The 16992-nt window shown below is 49.2% G+C and carries 16 protein-coding genes and 3 tRNA genes; 8 read left to right on the top strand and 11 right to left on the bottom strand.

What is annotated here, in order from left to right; translation table 11 throughout:
- The first annotated feature begins 1 nt into the window (after position 1).
- From KJY73_RS16330 to KJY73_RS16315, 4 genes are all read left to right on the top strand, one after another.
- Positions 2–1396: a TIGR03503 family protein gene (locus tag KJY73_RS16330; protein ID WP_214344803.1), complete on the top strand. Its 1395-nt coding sequence runs from the start codon at positions 2–4 to the stop codon at positions 1394–1396.
- Between the two features lie 185 nt (positions 1397–1581).
- Positions 1582–1658, top strand: a tRNA-Asp gene (locus tag KJY73_RS16325).
- A 29-nt stretch (positions 1659–1687) separates the two neighbouring features.
- A tRNA-Asp gene (locus KJY73_RS16320) sits at positions 1688–1764 on the top strand.
- Positions 1765–1815: 51 nt separating this feature from the next.
- Positions 1816–1892: transfer RNA gene (locus KJY73_RS16315), tRNA-Asp, on the top strand.
- A 301-nt stretch (positions 1893–2193) separates the two neighbouring features.
- On the opposite strand, the gene fadE is transcribed toward KJY73_RS16315, so the two are convergent.
- The 4 genes from fadE to purM form a co-directional block, all read right to left on the bottom strand.
- The gene (fadE, locus tag KJY73_RS16310) at positions 2194–4656 is read right to left on the bottom strand and encodes an acyl-CoA dehydrogenase FadE (protein WP_214344802.1); all 2463 of its coding nucleotides are present in this window, start codon (positions 4654–4656) and stop codon (positions 2194–2196) included.
- A gap of 141 nt (positions 4657–4797) precedes the next feature.
- Positions 4798–5493, bottom strand: a complete 696-nt coding sequence (locus KJY73_RS16305; RefSeq protein WP_214344801.1) for a DUF3108 domain-containing protein — start codon at positions 5491–5493, stop codon at positions 4798–4800.
- A complete protein-coding gene (gene purN, locus KJY73_RS16300; protein ID WP_214344800.1) occupies positions 5480–6118 on the bottom strand; it encodes a phosphoribosylglycinamide formyltransferase in 639 nt (212 codons plus the stop codon). The genes KJY73_RS16305 and purN overlap by 14 nt, the downstream gene beginning before the upstream one ends.
- Positions 6119–6121: 3 nt before the next feature.
- The gene (purM, locus tag KJY73_RS16295) at positions 6122–7159 is read right to left on the bottom strand and encodes a phosphoribosylformylglycinamidine cyclo-ligase (protein ID WP_214344799.1); all 1038 of its coding nucleotides are present in this window, start codon (positions 7157–7159) and stop codon (positions 6122–6124) included.
- Positions 7160–7333: 174 nt separating this feature from the next.
- On the opposite strand from purM, the gene KJY73_RS16290 reads away from it, so the two are divergent.
- A complete protein-coding gene (locus KJY73_RS16290; protein WP_214344798.1) occupies positions 7334–8437 on the top strand; it encodes a DUF2066 domain-containing protein in 1104 nt (367 codons plus the stop codon).
- On the top strand, positions 8437–9138 hold the full coding sequence (hda, locus tag KJY73_RS16285; protein WP_214344797.1) for a DnaA regulatory inactivator Hda: 702 nt from the start codon (positions 8437–8439) through the stop codon (positions 9136–9138). The genes KJY73_RS16290 and hda overlap by 1 nt, the downstream gene beginning before the upstream one ends.
- A gap of 4 nt (positions 9139–9142) precedes the next feature.
- Here hda and KJY73_RS16280 read toward each other — a convergent pair whose 3' ends face one another.
- The 4 genes from KJY73_RS16280 to arsC are packed head-to-tail and all read right to left on the bottom strand — an operon-like array spanning position 9143 to position 12359.
- Positions 9143–11002, bottom strand: coding sequence for a hypothetical protein (locus tag KJY73_RS16280; RefSeq protein WP_214344796.1), 1860 nt, complete (start codon positions 11000–11002; stop codon positions 9143–9145).
- 9 nt (positions 11003–11011) lie between these two features.
- Positions 11012–11401 carry a DUF2069 domain-containing protein gene (locus KJY73_RS16275; RefSeq protein ID WP_214344795.1) on the bottom strand — a complete coding sequence of 130 codons (390 nt, stop codon included), beginning with the start codon at positions 11399–11401 and terminating at the stop codon, positions 11012–11014.
- Between the two features lie 3 nt (positions 11402–11404).
- The gene (gene wrbA, locus KJY73_RS16270) at positions 11405–12070 is read right to left on the bottom strand and encodes an NAD(P)H:quinone oxidoreductase (RefSeq protein ID WP_456298613.1); all 666 of its coding nucleotides are present in this window, start codon (positions 12068–12070) and stop codon (positions 11405–11407) included.
- Positions 12006–12359 (bottom strand): arsenate reductase (glutaredoxin), encoded by a 354-nt coding sequence (gene arsC, locus KJY73_RS16265; protein WP_214344794.1) that lies wholly within the window; start codon positions 12357–12359, stop codon positions 12006–12008. Before arsC ends, wrbA begins: the two co-directional genes overlap by 65 nt.
- Positions 12360–12426: 67 nt before the next feature.
- Here arsC and KJY73_RS16260 point away from each other — a divergent pair, with 67 nt between their 5' ends.
- The gene (locus tag KJY73_RS16260) at positions 12427–12915 is read left to right on the top strand and encodes a TlpA family protein disulfide reductase (protein WP_206595059.1); all 489 of its coding nucleotides are present in this window, start codon (positions 12427–12429) and stop codon (positions 12913–12915) included.
- Between the two features lie 18 nt (positions 12916–12933).
- Here the strand turns inward: KJY73_RS16260 and bepA are convergent, their stop codons facing one another.
- Positions 12934–14382 carry a beta-barrel assembly-enhancing protease gene (gene bepA, locus KJY73_RS16255; protein WP_232848707.1) on the bottom strand — a complete coding sequence of 483 codons (1449 nt, stop codon included), beginning with the start codon at positions 14380–14382 and terminating at the stop codon, positions 12934–12936.
- Positions 14383–14812: 430 nt separating this feature from the next.
- Here bepA and KJY73_RS16250 point away from each other — a divergent pair, with 430 nt between their 5' ends.
- Positions 14813–15889, top strand: a complete 1077-nt coding sequence (locus KJY73_RS16250; RefSeq protein WP_206595061.1) for an AI-2E family transporter — start codon at positions 14813–14815, stop codon at positions 15887–15889.
- Between the two features lie 56 nt (positions 15890–15945).
- Here KJY73_RS16250 and bcp read toward each other — a convergent pair whose 3' ends face one another.
- Positions 15946–16410: a thioredoxin-dependent thiol peroxidase gene (gene bcp, locus KJY73_RS16245; protein WP_214344793.1), complete on the bottom strand. Its 465-nt coding sequence runs from the start codon at positions 16408–16410 to the stop codon at positions 15946–15948.
- A 7-nt stretch (positions 16411–16417) separates the two neighbouring features.
- A complete protein-coding gene (locus tag KJY73_RS16240) occupies positions 16418–16942 on the bottom strand; it encodes a glycine cleavage system protein R (RefSeq protein ID WP_206595063.1) in 525 nt (174 codons plus the stop codon).
- Positions 16943–16992 lie beyond the last annotated feature (50 nt).

Here is a 16992-nt window from a genome sequence, read left to right as displayed (position 1 = left end):
TATGCTAAAAATCAGTACCCTGTTGTTGGCAATTACAGCCTGTGCAAGCGCATGGGCACAGCAACCTGCACCAACAAGTCCAGCCAATCCGGTGTCACCCATTACCATGCTGGATGATCGCTATCTCAATAGCATTCAACTGCTTCAAAACCGTTTTCGTATTGATCATGAGGTGGATGAAATCACCATGTTGTTCTTCCGCGAATATGGCACGGCACCTATTGTTCTGGTGCGCCCAGACGGCAGTAAGATATTCCAGAGCGACAATCACCCTGAAGGCATTGAGTGGTACGACGATGCCACTTACGACATGGTGAAGATTACCCGCCCGATGCCAGGCCCCTGGCAGGCGGTTGGGCAGATGCTACCTGGCAGTCGGGTCATGGTGGTGAGTGACGTACAGTTGGTGGCTGAACCTCTGCCTAGCCTGATGTTCTCAGGTGAGATTATTAAACTCAAAGCGCATCTGACTAATGCCGGTAAGCCGATAGAATACAACGAGTTTCGTGATGTGGTGGAGTTAACCGTTGAGTTTCTCAGCACCAATAATCCCAACTTCACCAACTTTGGTACAGATTCTCAGGTGGTTGCGCGCTACGAAGACAACGGCATGGGCATGGATGAATACCCCAACGACGGCGTTTTTACGGGGCAGTTCAATCTGAATATCACGGAAGGCCAGTGGAAACCGGTTTATCGTGTCAGCACACCTATGTACACCAGAGAAGAGGTAAAGGAGCCACTGGTGTTACATCCCAATCCGGTGATTTTGTCGATTCAGAATGACCAGGGCGATGGTCGTCACCGTCTGCATATTGATGTAAACCGGGAACTGGTGGATATAAACAGCTTGTTGGTGGATGGCAAGATCCGCTATCCCAATGGTGATGTGCAGAGTTTTTCTATTACGGACAGCTCAGCCCAGGTTCGTGAGCATGAAATATTAAATATTGAGTATGGCGTGTTCAGGGTAAAGATTACGGCGTATGGCAAGACCATTGATGGCCGTGATTTTATTCTGGATGTGCCAGAGTTCAGCTTCTTGTCAGAAGAGCCTGAACTGGCTGCATTAGATAGCGAACTTAGTGCCGATGCCGAAACCTTGAATAACGCGTCAGAATCGACGGCATCAGAGGCTAGCCCCTTGGCTGACGTTCCAGTACCAGTGGTAGTTGAAGAATTTTCGTTGCCAGAAGAGCCAAAACAGAATTTGCTACCAATGATTTTAGTGGCTAACAGTTTGTTATTGGTGATCGGAGGGGTGGTTATCTGGTTAACATTAGGTCGTAACAAAGGCGCCAAAAGCAATGGATTCAAATTCAAACTAGCCATGCCTTCAATCAAGTTACCAACGCGAAAGTCCAAGCAAAAGAAAGATGCGGAGGAGGAAGCTTAACCCATGGTTGTCGGCAATTTATCCAGTTTGGCTAAATATGCTGCAAACGGCATGGTAAAAGGCTTTTTTGTCATGAAAAGTGCGAAAAAGCGGTTGACTCACTGATAGGGAACCCGTAATATCTGCGCCCAGTTGAGCGACAGGCAAAACGCCGAAGCTTAACTGGTTGATTTTAAAAAAGAAGTGGAGCGGTAGTTCAGTTGGTTAGAATACCGGCCTGTCACGCCGGGGGTCGCGGGTTCGAGTCCCGTCCGCTCCGCCAACCTCTTTAAAATCAATGCCCTAGTTGCTGGAGCGGTAGTTCAGTTGGTTAGAATACCGGCCTGTCACGCCGGGGGTCGCGGGTTCGAGTCCCGTCCGCTCCGCCAGCAACATCACCTTACCAAGGGTGAGAGCACCAAGCTCAAAATACTATCGTTGGAGCGGTAGTTCAGTTGGTTAGAATACCGGCCTGTCACGCCGGGGGTCGCGGGTTCGAGTCCCGTCCGCTCCGCCACTTTAGTTATCTCGAAATTCTTATTTTCTCCCAGTATTAATCTTAAATAGTCACCTGCTTATATTCCGATTAGCGCATTTAAATTTTGCGTTCCCCAACGTATTAGCCTTCCTTAGTATTTGCCTAACACCTAACACCTAACACCTAACACCTAACACCTAACACCTAACACCTAACACCTAACACCTAACACCTAACACCTAACACCTAACACCTAACACCTAACACCTAACACCTTCGGTCAAATTTGGGTATAAAAAAAGCCCCGCATCAGGCAGGGCTCAAATTGCGTAGTAAACTATCAGGCAGCTTTTGACGATTTCTTCTTGCCGCTTTCCAGCAAACTCTTGTCTGCCATCAATTCAACACTGTCAAAATCATCTACATTGATGGTGCGAAGACGTTCTGTCTCGGCACGTTTCAACAGTTCGGCTTCCTGTTCAGTCAGCACACCAAGCGCCAGACCTCGTTCAGCAACCTTGTCTAACTGCATAAAGGGCAGACGTTCGTTAGCTGCTTTACAAACTTTGTCGTACAGAGGCTCTGAGGCAAGAATATCGTCCAGCGCCTGCTCCAGCATGCCAAATGGATTACTTTCCTCACGGCTAAGGTATTGGCCTTTACCCAAACGATCACGGCTGTCACAAGGAGTTTGCAGAATTTGGGCAATCTGATGATCCAGCTTATCTGAAGGTCTGCTGTAGCGCTTACCAAAAGGCATGACAATCAATTTTAGGGCCTTACCCAGCACTTTTGACGGGAAGTTCTCCAACAACTCTTCAATAGCCACCTCAGTGCGGAACAAACTATCCTGCATCGCCCAGTGTACTAGTGGTAAGTCGGCTTTCTGGCGGCCTTCATCGTCATAGCGTTTCAGTACTGCGGTGGCTAAGTACAAATAGCTTAGAATGTCACCCAAACGAGCCGATAAACGCTCACGACGCTTTAGCTCACCGCCAAGCACACCCATGGCAACATCAGACAAGAAGGCCAGATTGGTGGCATAGCGTTCAATAGACTGGTAGTAGCCTTTGGTTTCGTCTTTGAACGGAGCACCAGCCAGACGTGCACCGGTAAGCGCAAACCAGAAGCTGCGTACTTTATTACTGATGGTGAAGCCGATGTGTCCGAACAGGGCATCATCGAATTCATCCAGTGCCTGCTTTGGATCCTCATTGGCTGCGGCATACAGTTCTTTAAGCACATAAGGGTGACAACGCATAGCACCTTGACCGAATATCATCATATTACGGGTCAGGATGTTGGCGCCTTCTACCGTGATAGCGATAGGCGCACCCTGATATCCACGGCCAATATAGTTGTTGGGGCCCAGTACAATACCTTTACCGCCATGCACATCCATGGAGTCAATGACGACCTGGCGCATTTTCTCGGTCAGATGATATTTACAGATGGCGGAAATCACCGAAGGCTTTTCGCCCATATCCAGCGCTTTGGTGGTCATGGATGTGACGGCATCCATTAAATAGGCATTGCCGCCGATACGGCCAAGCATTTCCTCGACCCCTTCCATTTTGCCAACGGGCAGTTTGAACTGGCGACGAATACGGGCATAAGCACCGGTAGCCAGAGCAACGGACTTAGTACCGCCAGCCGAGTTAGAGGGCAGGGTAATACAGCGACCCACCGACAGACACTCAACCAGCATACGCCAGCCTTGACCAGCCATTTTGGGGCCGCCAATAATGAAGTCCAACGGAACGAACAGGTCCTTACCTCGTACCGGGCCATTCTGAAATGGAATGTTCAGCGGGAAATGACGTCGGCCAATATCCAAACCTTCTAAATCGGCTGGAATAAGTGCACAGGTAATACCTAAGTCTTTTTCATCGCCCAGTAAACCGTCAGGATCTTGCAGCTTAAATGCCAAGCCCACAATGGTCGCTACCGGAGCCAGAGTGATATAGCGCTTGTTGAATGTCAGTCGCATACCTAGCACTTCTTCACCTTGCCAGGTTCCTTTGCAGACAATGCCTACATCAGGAATGGCGCCAGCGTCAGAACCGGCTTCGGGGCTGGTCAGAGCAAAGCAGGGGATTTCCTCACCTCTTGCTAGCCTTGGTAAATAATGCTCTTTTTGCTCTTGCGTACCATAGTGCTGGAGTAATTCACCTGGGCCTAGTGAGTTAGGTACACCTACGGTAGAGGCCAACACAATGCCTGAGCCGGATAGCTTCTGCAAAACACGTGATTGTGCATAGGCTGAAAATTGTAGGCCGCCATATTCTTTTTTGATGATCATGGCGAAGAACTTATTGTCCTTGAGGTATTGCCATAATTCAGGAGGAAGATCGGCGCGCTTGTGGTTAATCTCCCATTCATCGGCCATGCGGCAGGCTTCTTCAACTGGGCCGTCCAAGAAGGCTTGCTCTTCGGCAGACAAACGTGCGGCAGGGACTGCATGCAGCTTTTGCCAATCCGGCTTACCACTGAAAATCTCGCCATCCCACCATACCGTTCCTGCATCAATGGCTTCCTGCTCGGTACGAGACATTTCCGGCATGATCTTGCGATAGATCTTCAGAAAAGGTGCACTGAGATATTGCTTACGAATACTGCTGATATTTAATGGCAGTGCAATCAACAGAAACACCAACCAGGCTAGTTGACCAACCTGACCTGCAATACTGCCAACCGCTAATACGGCGGCAATCAGCAGTGTGGATACGTTTAATTTTAATCGCCAGTAACTGGCAGCCCCGAGGGCTGCAATGACCAGAACCAGCCAAAGAAGACTTTGCATGATAACTCCGAAAATAAGAGGTCAGACCAGATGTTAGGAGAAAATAGGCGGAACGGCGCAAAAAATCAAGTGGCGTCGGCGTATTTTGCGCTGGAATGTTGGACTTTACATGCGTAATAGCCCTTGCTGACGGAGCTGGAACTAACTTGGATTACGTGAGAAATGGGTTAGTTGAATATCAGCCTGTTCATCGCCATCTTTGAACTGCTGCAAACGTACCATTTGGTAATCAAGGCTGGGGGCGAACCAAACAAAGGTTTCCCGGCTGCTGCCTTCGCGGACTTTTTCTATCTTGATACAGTCTAGTTCGCCGTAAGGGAGTAGCAGGGTTTCCCGTCCGATGACTCTGAATTTCTGTTGGCGCAACTCACCCCGGTCATTGACTGTGTCATAGACAAAATTGTTTTCACCTTCAGCCAGTCTTTTTCTTACATCAAGCTGATAGAGCTGATTATCTATTTCACCTTGCCAGGGCAGTGTTTCTTTGTCGTTGACCTTAATTTGCTTATTGGTGCTGTCAAACTGCAGGCTGAGGCCTTTGTCCTTGCCCGTGCCGGTGCGAGCAAAACGGTATTTGTAGGGAATGATGTGCTGTTCTTGTAACCTGAAAAGGCTTTGTTCAGTACGAACATCGCTCAGGAACAAAAACGACGCTTCGGAGTGGTATTCCAGTTTATATTGATTGCGCCCTAAATGGGTTAGGGTTTGACGGGCATACCCTACATTTATGCCACTGCGACTGGCTTTGTATTGGGCATCAAAAGGAAGTAAGTCATAAGCGAGTAGGGACTGCGAAAACAACAATCCCAACCCGATAAGCGCGCTAATCGGCCGCATAGCCTTCGGTCGGTACCAATTTGTCGTCGAGCAAAACCTGACCATTTTCCATCCTTAATCTGTCTTGGCAGAACCACTTTACGACCAATGGATAGAGTTGAAGTTCCTGCTCGCGTACCCTGGATGACAAGTCTTCCTCATTGTCATCAGCAAATACCGGTACCTTAGACTGTATAACCACAGGTCCACCATCTAGCTCAGGCGTAACAAAATGCACAGTGGCACCGTGCTCCTTATCACCCGCTTCGATAGCGCGTTTGTGGGTATGCAAGCCTTTGTACTTGGGCAACAGGGAAGGATGGATATTCAACATCCGCCCCAAATAATGTTGCACAAATCCTTCACTGAGAATGCGCATAAAACCGGCTAGTACCACCAGATCCGGCTGATAACCGTCGATTAGCTGCATCAGCGCCTGATCGTAACTTTCCCTGTCAGCAAAGTCTTTATGGCTTAGTACATGTGCAGGTACATCGGCCTTTTTAGCCCGTTCCAGGCCGAACGCATCGGCCTGGTTAGAGATAACCGCGCTGACCTGACCTTCAATACGTCCTTCCTGGATGCTATCCAGAATGGACTGGAGGTTGGTGCCGCTACCTGAAATTAAAACAACAATGGACTTCATGGATTAACGAATCTCTACCTGATTGTCATCCTGAGTATCTTCTACCTTACCTAATAACCAGGCATTCTCGCCTTCGGCATTCAGCAGGGCGACAGCTTGGTCGGCTTTATCAGCAGGAACGGCAATGACCAGACCGACACCACAGTTAAAGGTGCGATACATTTCGTGTTGGGTCACATTACCTTGCTGTTGCATCCAAGTGAAGATCGCTGGCCATTGCCAACTGCTGCCATCAATCACGGCTTTGGTGTTTTTTGGTAAGACCCGCGGAATGTTCTCCCAGAAACCACCACCGGTGATATGCGAGATAGCATGAACAGGTAAGGTTTCAATCAGCTTTAATACCGGTTTCACATAAATGCGGGTTGGCTCAAGCAGATGGTCGATAATGGCTTTACCTTCAAGCTGCTCAGCCGGGTCGGCCTTGCTGACTTCGAGGATTTTACGTACCAGAGAAAATCCATTGGAATGCGGGCCAGAAGAAGCAACAGCGATAAGCGCATCACCGGCACTGACTTTGCTACCGTCAATCAGATCTTCTTCTTCAACCACACCCACACAGAAGCCAGCAATATCATAATCATCGCCATGATACATGCCTGGCATTTCTGCTGTCTCGCCACCAATCAATGCACAGCCTGACAATTCGCAGCCTTTGCCGATACCGGTAACAACGTCAGCAGCAGTGTCGACATTCAATTTGCCTGTAGCATAGTAGTCCAGGAAAAACAGCGGCTCTGCACCTTGTACAATCAGGTCGTTGACACACATGGCGACCAAATCGATACCCACGCCATCATGACGGTTGTGATCCATGGCTAAGCGAAGTTTAGTGCCGACACCGTCTGTACCAGATACCAGTAAAGGCTTACGGTATTTCTGTGGGACGGCACAAAGGGCGCCGAATCCACCGAGTCCACCCCGTACTTCCGGGCGCTGGGTTTTCTTGGTCACGCTCTTGATGCGTTCCACAAGCTGGTTACCAGCATCAATATCTACACCAGCATCTTTATAACTCAGGGAGGGTTTGGATTCGCTCACAATGGACCTCAAAATTAATGGCGGGAAAAAATTTGCTGCGGATTTTATCAGTTTACGCCTGCTTTGGGTACAAGCTTTGTGCGCTGAGCTGTGAACAAAAGGAGGCAAAGAAAAGATGAAATTTGTCGCTTTTTCAATAACAATAGCGCCTTTATGGAATTAGGACATCAAGGCATGAAGAAGGTTTGGTGGCTTTGGGCAGGTTGTTTGTTTTGGGTTGCTCTGACAGTCCAGGCTGCCTTGGTTCCCAATCTGTATGACGCCCGTGTACCTATTGCGCAGCAATCCCCCAAAGCACAGCAGCAGGCCAGCAGAGAAGCGTTGCGCCAGGTGTTGGTTAAGGTGCGTGGCAATAGGGATATACTCGAAAGTCAGCCCATCAGGAATAAGCTTACCAGCGCTGAAAGTTTTATCAGCCAATACCGCTTTGATACGTTGGAAGGGCAGAGCTATTTTGTTGCCACTTTTGATAACCAGCGTATTGATGAACTCATTCGCTCTGCAGGATTCCCAATCTGGGGCAGTCGTCGTCCGTCCAGTCTGATCTGGTTGGCGGTGGAAAACCCAGAAAATGGTGAGCGTAATATTGTTTCTGAGCAGTCTCTTTCTCCCTACCGGCAGCAAGTGTTGGCCACCGCAGAGGCACGAGGTATCGCGGTTAATTTACCCTTAATGGACATAGATGATGTTGTCAGGGTGGGGGTATACGACGTATGGGGACGTTTCATCGACTCTATGGTTGATGCCAGCAGCCGCTACCAGGTGGAGAGTGTTGTTCTTGCCCGCGTCTATCCAAGACGAGCTGAAGTACCAGCTCAGGAAGAGGAAATGTTAGCAGAGGCACAAGAAGCACAAGAGTTAGGATGGCAGCTAGATTGGAATTTTGCCTTAGGCGCCGAACGAGATAGCGGCAGTTTACAAGGCCTGTCTGCCGAAGCTCTGTTACAGGACTTTATCGACCTACATGCCGACAACCTGTCTGCCCGCTATGCTATTCATAATGATGTTGAGCAGCAGGGCAACATCGTCTATTTGCAGTTTAACAATATTAATGATCTGAGCCTTTATGCCCAGGTCAGTAAGTTGTTGTCCAGTTTGTCTGTGGTATCGCAGGTTAGTCTGGAGCAACAGAACAACAGTACCAGTATTTTTGCGGTGAGGTTGCTGGGTACTGAGCAGGACTTGCTCAATGCCATCAGCCTGGAACGCCATTTCCAGCGTCAATTGGATGAATTCGGTCAGCCCGTTGAGAGCTTGCAGTTTAACTGGGTACCTTGATGAGCAAGCAGCTGTTCTTGCCATTGCAATTACCTGACGATGAAGTCTTTGACAGCTTTATTGCCGGGGCTAATCAGCAGGTGGTAAGCCATCTGCAAGACTGGCTGAATGGCAAAAACTCGACGCCCTTTTTAACCTATATCAGTGGTGATTCAGGTACAGGGAAAAGCCATCTTCAATACAGCTTGTGCAGTGAGGCCGCTACCCTTGGCCTAACGTGTGCCTACGTTGGGTTTAAAAATTTAACTGACTTGCATCCAGATTTGTTAGCCGATCTGGAACAGGTGGCCGTTATTTGTCTGGATGATGTGCATTTACTGGAAGGTCATCCTCAATGGCAGACTGCCGTTTTTGATCTGATAAATCGAGTGCGTGAACGTGGCCGGAGTCGCTTATTGGTCAGTGGCTTACAGGGACCCGCGCAACTACCTTTGGCCCTGGCAGACTTACGCTCCAGATTAAGCTGGGGAGTCAGTTTTCACCTTCGTCCTTTGGACGATGAAGGCCGGGTAGAGGCGCTACGTGGCCGAGCGCATCGGCGCGGCATGGGCATGCCCCTGGAAGTCGCTCGCTTTCTCCTTAATCATTGTCACCGGGATATGCCAGCATTGTTGGCGGTGCTAGACCGTCTGGATGCCACCAGTTTGCAGGAAAAACACCGTCTAACAATTCCCTTCGTTAAAAAAGTCTTGGACCTTTAGAACTTCACCAACTAAATGGTGTGGGTCTGTCTACTGGCTTTCTGACTTGTGATTCCCGTGCATTACTGGCAGGTTTGTCCTGAGCGCCAGCGACAGGATCCAGGGTGTCTTTCCAGGCAACACCTGGCGGCAACAAAAGCGGTGTTGGCATCGTCTCTCTAGCCTCAGGAATATTCAGATGAGGCAGTATATTTTGCACCGCATAATTCACCCGGGGCTGGATATTAGTCAGATTGTGGCGACTGCGCTGTCCCCAGGTAATTTGAGCTTGCGGGTTATCCACTGAACCAACTACGGCAGTGTCGGCCTCAACCCCTAAGCGATAGGACATCATAAACATCTCAAAGGCGTTGGCGAAATCTTCGCGCTCTGTAGAGTAACTGTAATAACCCACAGCCAAATCCGGCGCAAAGAAACTTACCACATCCTCGGGCAGATAAGCGCGTTGCGTGGCATTGGCAGTGTCGCCAGCAAAACTCACCTTAGCGAGGTTTTTCATTTCTGATGATTGCAGCGGATAGCGCTGGGTGAATTGTCTGGAAGTCGGATCCTGCTGATTACTGTGTGCCAGCGGGGAATCATTCGCCGCCAGGCCACTCCAGCTATGGTAGGGGAAAAAGTCATTGGCATGGGCTAATTCATGGTAGAGCAGCCAGGTTAAACTGGCTTGCATATCGGCAAAATCACGATTCTGACGTGGCGATTTCTCATAACGACTCAGGTACGACTGATTGTCCTTAACATAGCGCCATGGCATGAAAAAGCGCAGGTCATTGCCAAAATCACTGCGATAGTCTGGCTGGTCATTAAGGCTATCGCGCTGCGCAGGTGTTAGCCATAAGTTGGCGGCGTCTAGGTATATGGCTCCGGTAGCTGTCCAATAAAATGAAGGTCTCACATCATAGCCAATTACCACGGCAGTGGTGGCGCGTAGCAGCTTCAGCATATCGGCGGTCAGCGCTGGATCGGATTCTTCAAGATAGCGTTTAAAGTTATCGCCCATCCAATCATGAGTCACAATCAGGCGCGCTAATACCTGCTGAATATCTGGGTTTTCATGTTCGCTGCCAAGCAAAGGGAGACGTGAAAATGGGCAGGAGCTGGCGATTTGATTGTTGTAAGCACAGGCCACCAGATTAGCGGCATGGGGTGAATCGGCCAGGTAAGGATGGGCCTCAGGGCTCACAACGTTCTGTGCGTAGCGGGGAAAGAAACCATCGGTATTGGGATTGGCATTTTTAACCAATACCCAGGCATCATCGCTGTAAGTCGAGCCGTCGGTAAGACGTATATTGGCCCGCCAATGCATCAGGCTGTCTTGATTCACCTGTGGAGCCGTGTAGAACAAGTACTGACCTGTCCCTTCACTTTGCTCTGTTTTCACAGATGGCCCTGACAGCAGTTGCCAATTGACCGACGCTATCCTCTCCCCAGAGTCTGCATGTAACGAAACTTTTGCCCCTTCTGCGGCGAGATGATCAAGGCGTACGTTTGCCTTGATTTCATTGCCTGACGATGCGCTGAACTGCCAGTTCAGGGTACGCTGACCTTGTGCGTTTTCAAAGCTGACTTCAAATTCGTAGTGGCCAGCATCGGGGACATCAAACGCCAATACCTGACTTTTGGGGGCTGTCATGCTTACTGTAGGCCCTGAAATCTGCTTCCATCGCAGATTCTTAAGCGCACCTTCAGCAGACAACAATAAGGCCACCGACTGACCGACCTCTGCGCTTTGTGGGCCTTGTATGCTGGTATTTGCGCTATTGGAAGGAGGAAGGCTGTTGTTACCATTGGCACTTTCGCTTCCACCGCCACCACAGGCGCTTAATAAAAACAGGCCGCAATAGCTTAACCAGTAGCGCATAGCTCTTCCTTATTGATTATTTTCCTTGAGCTTTTTTAGTCCAAGCCCAAGTTCGCGTCCACGTAGTCTGGCAAAAAAACTGCAGCCGATAAATGCCAATGATGCCAGTACCACTTCAACAGCTGCATACCCATATTCCTGTTCCAGAGCATAAACGCCGGTTAGGCCGTGAAGTAGGTAAAACATCAGGATGAAGTTGGCCCATGCATGGGTGTAGGGCTTGCCTTTCAACAAACCAGGTAGAGGCAGAAGTAGGGGAAGGACCCACATCAGGAACAGGAATAGCCAGGAATATTGCCCCTCACTGGTTAACACAAAGTGCCACAGGATGCTGAATCCCAGCAAACCCAGGTAGGAACTTAATGCCAGGATACGAAAAAAACGGGTGTTCGAATTCAATGCTTAATCTCTCAATTTAATGGCCAACTGACTCAGACGCTTGCCTTGCGCCACACAAAGGACTTGTTCCGCCTGACTCAACTGATTTTGGTTATCCAGTCCTGCGTAGTGTGATGGTCCATATGGGGTGCCACCGCTTTGTGTACTGTTCAGTTCGGCAACGGTATAAGGAGTACCCACAATTAGCATGCCGTGATGTAAAAGCGGCACCATCATGGTCAGCAGTGTGGACTCTTGCCCACCGTGCAAGCTGCCGCTGGAGGTAAATACACAGGCTGGTTTTCCTGCTAACTCACCATTTAGCCAAAGTGAAGAGGTGCCGTCCCAGAAATATTTCATGGCCGCGGCCATATTACCAAAACGAGTCGGACTACCCAGCGCCAGCGCACTGCAATGACGAAGATCGTCTAAGCTTGCGTAGGGGTCGCCGCTTTGCGGCACGGCCGCACGTTGCTCCAGTCCGTTGTGTACAGGGGCGACCGTGCGCACCCGGGCTTCCAGTCCACCTTGCTCAATACCTTGAGCAATTTTGTAGGCTAGATTCTGGGTGCTGCCGCCCTGGCTGTAGTAAAGCACCAAAGCATAGGGTGAGAAGCTATTCAACTTATAACAGCTCCAACACAGATTCTGGCGGTCGACCAATTCGCGCACCGGTGTCAGTGACCACAACCGGGCGTTCCAGCAAAATAGGGTGGGCAACTATCGCCGCACGCAGGTCATCTTCGCTTACAGTCTCTGCGCCTAGTTGCAGCTCTTTATAGATATCCTCCTTAGTGCGCATCATGTCGCGAATATCCGTGATGGCCAGTTTCTGTTGCAGTTCTGCCAATTCTGTTGCGGACAATGGGGCCTTAAGATATTCCACCACTTCTACATTCAATCCTCTGTCTTGCAACAGCTGTAAGGTCTGGCGGCTTTTGGAGCATCTGGGGTTATGCAGTATACGAATTTGTGACATGCTAGCAGGGTACATTGCTTAATAATGCTGGATATTCTACCCAGACCAACCCAAGGAGGACAGTCGTTTGCCACAAAAAGCCCTGATTTTGGTCCTGGCAATGCTAGCCATGCTGGCAGGTGTAGGGAGTTTTTATTGGTTAAAGGCTGACTTTCATACCCTGGATGGGGATGAGCACCGCTGGCGTGATTTGCAAGGTCAGTATGTGGTGATCAACTATTTTGCTGAATGGTGTGCCCCTTGTCTGCGTGAACTGCCAGAGCTAAATCGCTTTAATCAGATGATTACTGCAATGCCGGTCAGGCTCTATGGTGTGAGTTTCGATGCCTTGTCGGAAGAGGATTTGGGGCAACTGGCCAAAAAGTATGAGATTGCTTTTCCGCTTATATTAACCGAGCCGGTGCCGGCTCTGCCGCTTGAACGTCCGCAAAGTCTGCCAGCTACCTTTATTGTTGGCCCAGATGGCAAATTAATTAAGCAGTTAATGGGGGAGCAGCATGCAGACGATTTGTTGGCTTTGGTTCAAGCGCTGCAACAGCGTGAGGCCGTAAATTAGCCTCACGCATTAAGCTTTCTAAAGGTTTCTAAGTCGTGTGTCCGCATCCCGCATTTGCTCTATTCTGGCGCGGATCCGTTGCTTTTCCAGGGTGCTGTCAGCAGTAAAATTATAGGCGGTTTGCAGCTCGTCAATGGCGCGAGGGTAGGCGGCGATCAGCGCATAGACTTCCGCTTTGGCCTGATGCATTTCCAACATCTGCCGGCTTTCCCCATAGGCTTCACTAAGTAGCTGATAAGACAGCAAGTGCTCTGGATTAATCAGCAGGTAGTCCTTAATAATTCTTACCGCTTCATTATGCTGGCCATCTTTAATCATGGCATTGGCCAGGTTCAAGGCCAGAACCCGATTCCTGGGTTGCTTCAGGCTGTGTTCGGTGAGAACTTCCACCGCCTCGTGGTGGCGCTTTTGCGCGAGTGCGATATCGGTAAAGGTATCCAGATAGAACAGGTTTTCCGGATCATCTTGCAATAACCTGTCAATAATAGGTTTGGCCTTATCAGGTTGTTCGGTATCCAATAAGGTCAATGCTAAGCCATATTGCGCCGCCTTTTTTATAACCGGATGTTCAGCGTTATCCAGCATGGCTTGAAAATAGCTGCTGTCGTAGGTGCGAATACCGGTATAACGGGCCTGGATCCTGGCCTTGATTAAGTGAAACGACAAGCTCGGCCCCACCTGAATCCTGGGATAGATGGCTTGTCTGGCTCTGGCGTCGGCAATCCGGCTTTCGGGTAAGGGGTGTGTTAGTAAAAAAGCCGGTGGTTTTGACTGGTGACGATATTTAGCGGCTAGTTTACCGAAAAAAGTAGCGGCGGCGCTGGGGTCGTAGCCTGCATGGGCCAGCGTTTCAATACCTACACGGTCGGCCTCTTTTTCGTTGCTACGGGTATAGTTTATGGACGCTTGAGCACCCGCTGCCTGGCTGGCACTGATTGCAGCTATCCCGGCTTCCGGGTCTGCCATAGCCAGTAATACGCCCCCCAACATGGAAACCAGTTGCAGTGGTGATGTTTTTTGGCGCGACTCGATACTGCGGGCTAGGTGACGCTGGGTCACGTGGGCGATTTCGTGCGCCACTACCGAAGCAAGTTCACTTTCATTGTCTGCTTCAACAATCAAACCGGTGTGGATACCAATGTGGCCGCCATAAAACGCAAAGGCATTGATATCGTTGTTGCCGATGGGGAAAAATTTAAACGGAAACTTAGCGTTATCAGACTGTGCGACCAGGCGGTTACCTAAGTCTTGGATATACTCTTCCAACAGAGGGTCGTTGATGATTGGTGCTCGTCCACGCAATTGGCGCATCAGGGCTTCGCCAACTAACAATTCCTTATCAATACTGATGGCATTTGATGCAACCACACCAATTTCAGGTAGTTCATTCTTGTCATTGTTCAATCGTGCCTGCGCAAACACCAAGGCAGGCAAAAGACATAGACACAGAACGATACTTCTTCGCATAGTTTCCATTACTCACAACAACCGGGATGGATTGGATAGGTGAACTCGACTATTAGTTCCCTTGTGGGCACTCATTGCCCATGACCTAACTATAACTGTTTTCGTGCCTTTATGACCATGGCGGCAACGTTATCAGGTGACTTTATGCCGATGAACAGTCGAAAAGTGCCTTGATGTCTTGTTTACTTCTGTTGCTTGGTGATGAATTAGCCTTTTGTCTTATATGCAAGTTAGCGAGAGTGCGTATTGTTGTATGGGGCTGATTTCGCGTTTGTGCTATTTAGGGTGAATTATCCACAGGAGAGGATAAATATCTGTGTCTATGATTGATCCTATCCTGCTAAGCGGAGGATAATCAGCTTCTTGGTAATATGGTGTTCACCATGTTGAATCAGCCAGCCAACCCCGACTCGTTCGTCAAGGATCCTGAATGTTAGAGCAGTTCAACCTTTGGTATAAGCGTAAGTTCTCAGATCCCGCCAGTGCAACACTGTTGGTGATGGTGATCGTGGCCTTTACCGTACTGATTTTCTGGGGCGCTATGTTGGCGCCAGTGCTGGTAGCCATTGTTATCGCTTATGTCCTGGAGTGGCCGGTAAGTAAGTTAGATAAATATGGAATGGGACGAACCTGGGCGGTGAGCCTGGTCTTGATGCTATTTATCAGTCTGACCATTCTTTGTTTAGTGGCATTGGTGCCGGTGGTTTGGCAGCAAGGGGTTAATCTGTTGACCGAAATGCCGCTGATTTGGTCAAAAGCACAATCCTGGTTACTGACGCTGCCTGATGCCTACCCAGGTTTACTGGCCAAACAAGACATAGACAATGCGCTTGCGGGCGTAAATGACAGAGTAGTGGGGCTGGGTAAAGATATTCTTTCAGCCTCCTTAAGTTCCATCGTGAGCCTGGTAGCCTTGATGATTTACTTTATTCTGGTGCCACTCATGGTGTTTTTTATCCTCAAAGACAGAAGAGAGCTGCTGACCAATATTGCTGGCATCATGCCCAAAGACAGACGCCTGCTGAAACAGGTTGGCCGGGAAATGAACGTACAGATCGTTAACTATATTCGCGGCAAAGTAATGGAAATACTGATTGTCGGTACCGTTTCCACTATTACCTTTGCCTTTATGGATCTGCGTTATTCGTTATTGTTAGGCGTCTTAGTTGGTTTCTCTGTGCTGATTCCCTATATCGGTGCCGCGGTAGTGACATTTCCCGTAGCGGCTGTGGCCTTGTTCCAATGGGGACTGACACCGGATTTCTGGTACCTGATGATAGCCTATGGGATCATTCAGGCCTTGGACGGTAATCTGTTGGTGCCATTACTCTTCTCTGAGGCCGTTAGTCTGCATCCGGTTTATATCATTATTGCCGTATTGTTCTTTGGCGGTTTGTGGGGATTTTGGGGGGTGTTCTTTGCCATTCCTCTGGCAACGCTGGTGAAGGCGGTATTTAAAGCCTGGACGGAAAACAGTTTGCCTCGCTCCCTGCCTGATCAGGTTTAATCTGACGCAAAACAAAAAAGGGCCATAGGCCCTTTTTTGTTATTCTAGATAATCACTTAGCTTGCCAGATAATCCAGCACGACCTCGTGATGATCCTTGGTTTTGAATTTATCAAAAACCTTTTCTATCTGACCTTGCTCATCAATCAGAAAACTGATGCGGTGGATGCCGTCAAACTCCCGACCCATAAACTTCTTTGGTCCCCATACACCGAAGGCGTCGGCAACAGCGTGATCCTCATCTGATAATAGGGTGAAGTTTAAACCTTCTTTCTCAATGAATTTGGGCAGGCGTTTTACCGGATCAGGGCTGATACCTAAAACTACGACATTGTGTTTATCCAGCGCATTTTTGCTGTCGCGCAAACATTGCGCCTGTACGGTACAGCCTGGTGTCATGGCTTTTGGATAAAAATAAACCAACACTTTTTTACCACGCAGTTCTGACAATGACACCGCGTTTCCGTCTTGGTCCGGGAGTGTGAATGTGGGAGCGGCCTGGCCGGCCTCAACTCTGTTCATATGCACCTCAGTGTTTTTTGATGGTTCCTTGCAGATTTAATTCATTAAGCTTGTGAGCAAACTCAGCTTCCAGCTTACCTAAATCTGTTTCATTGGACATGCTCACCACCATTTTACATTGCACCATTTCCAGTCCACTTTGAGGATCGGTATAGGTTTGTTGGCGAAATGCAGTAACGGTAATATCCAGGCTGTCGAAAAATGCAGTGATTTCCTTAATTACACCAAGAAAATCGACACCCGACACTTCAACGTCGGCCAGATAGGCGATGTCCTGGCGCAGGTGTTGCTTTGTTCGCTTCATCATTGACAGCAACTCGTGCTGTTGACATACCTGAGGGATCTGCAGCTCGGCTTTGATAATGGCGCTTTGCGTGCCTTCCAATATCATAGTGAGCGAAAAGTCCTGCCCATACACAGCCTGACGGCTGTCCAGTATATTGCAATTACAGGCGCCCACGGTGGCAGCCAGGGTACTCAGTATGCCGATCTTGTCCGTTCCCAGAATGGTCACGATAAGTTGATGTTTCATATGAGTTGTTACGGGAATTAAAGGCCCGGAAGTCTACCACAATCACACCA

Source organism: Bowmanella yangjiangensis (assembly GCF_018531185.1).
Lineage (GTDB): Bacteria > Pseudomonadota > Gammaproteobacteria > Enterobacterales > Alteromonadaceae > Bowmanella > Bowmanella yangjiangensis.
This window is presented reverse-complemented; position numbering and strand designations above follow the sequence as displayed.

Coding starts and splice junctions, on each gene's coding strand:
- KJY73_RS16305 (WP_214344801.1), bottom strand. CDS start 5,493: ATGCGGCCGATTAGCGCGCTTATCGGGTTGGGATTGTTGTTTTCGCAG.
- bepA (WP_232848707.1), bottom strand. CDS start 14,382: ATGCGAAGAAGTATCGTTCTGTGTCTATGTCTTTTGCCTGCCTTGGTG.
- hda (WP_214344797.1), top strand. CDS start 8,437: ATGAGCAAGCAGCTGTTCTTGCCATTGCAATTACCTGACGATGAAGTC.
- KJY73_RS16250 (WP_206595061.1), top strand. CDS start 14,813: ATGTTAGAGCAGTTCAACCTTTGGTATAAGCGTAAGTTCTCAGATCCC.
- KJY73_RS16290 (WP_214344798.1), top strand. CDS start 7,334: ATGAAGAAGGTTTGGTGGCTTTGGGCAGGTTGTTTGTTTTGGGTTGCT.
- fadE (WP_214344802.1), bottom strand. CDS start 4,656: ATGCAAAGTCTTCTTTGGCTGGTTCTGGTCATTGCAGCCCTCGGGGCT.
- purN (WP_214344800.1), bottom strand. CDS start 6,118: ATGAAGTCCATTGTTGTTTTAATTTCAGGTAGCGGCACCAACCTCCAG.
- KJY73_RS16240 (WP_206595063.1), bottom strand. CDS start 16,942: ATGAAACATCAACTTATCGTGACCATTCTGGGAACGGACAAGATCGGC.
- bcp (WP_214344793.1), bottom strand. CDS start 16,410: ATGAACAGAGTTGAGGCCGGCCAGGCCGCTCCCACATTCACACTCCCG.
- KJY73_RS16280 (WP_214344796.1), bottom strand. CDS start 11,002: ATGCGCTACTGGTTAAGCTATTGCGGCCTGTTTTTATTAAGCGCCTGT.
- arsC (WP_214344794.1), bottom strand. CDS start 12,359: ATGTCACAAATTCGTATACTGCATAACCCCAGATGCTCCAAAAGCCGC.
- KJY73_RS16330 (WP_214344803.1), top strand. CDS start 2: ATGCTAAAAATCAGTACCCTGTTGTTGGCAATTACAGCCTGTGCAAGC.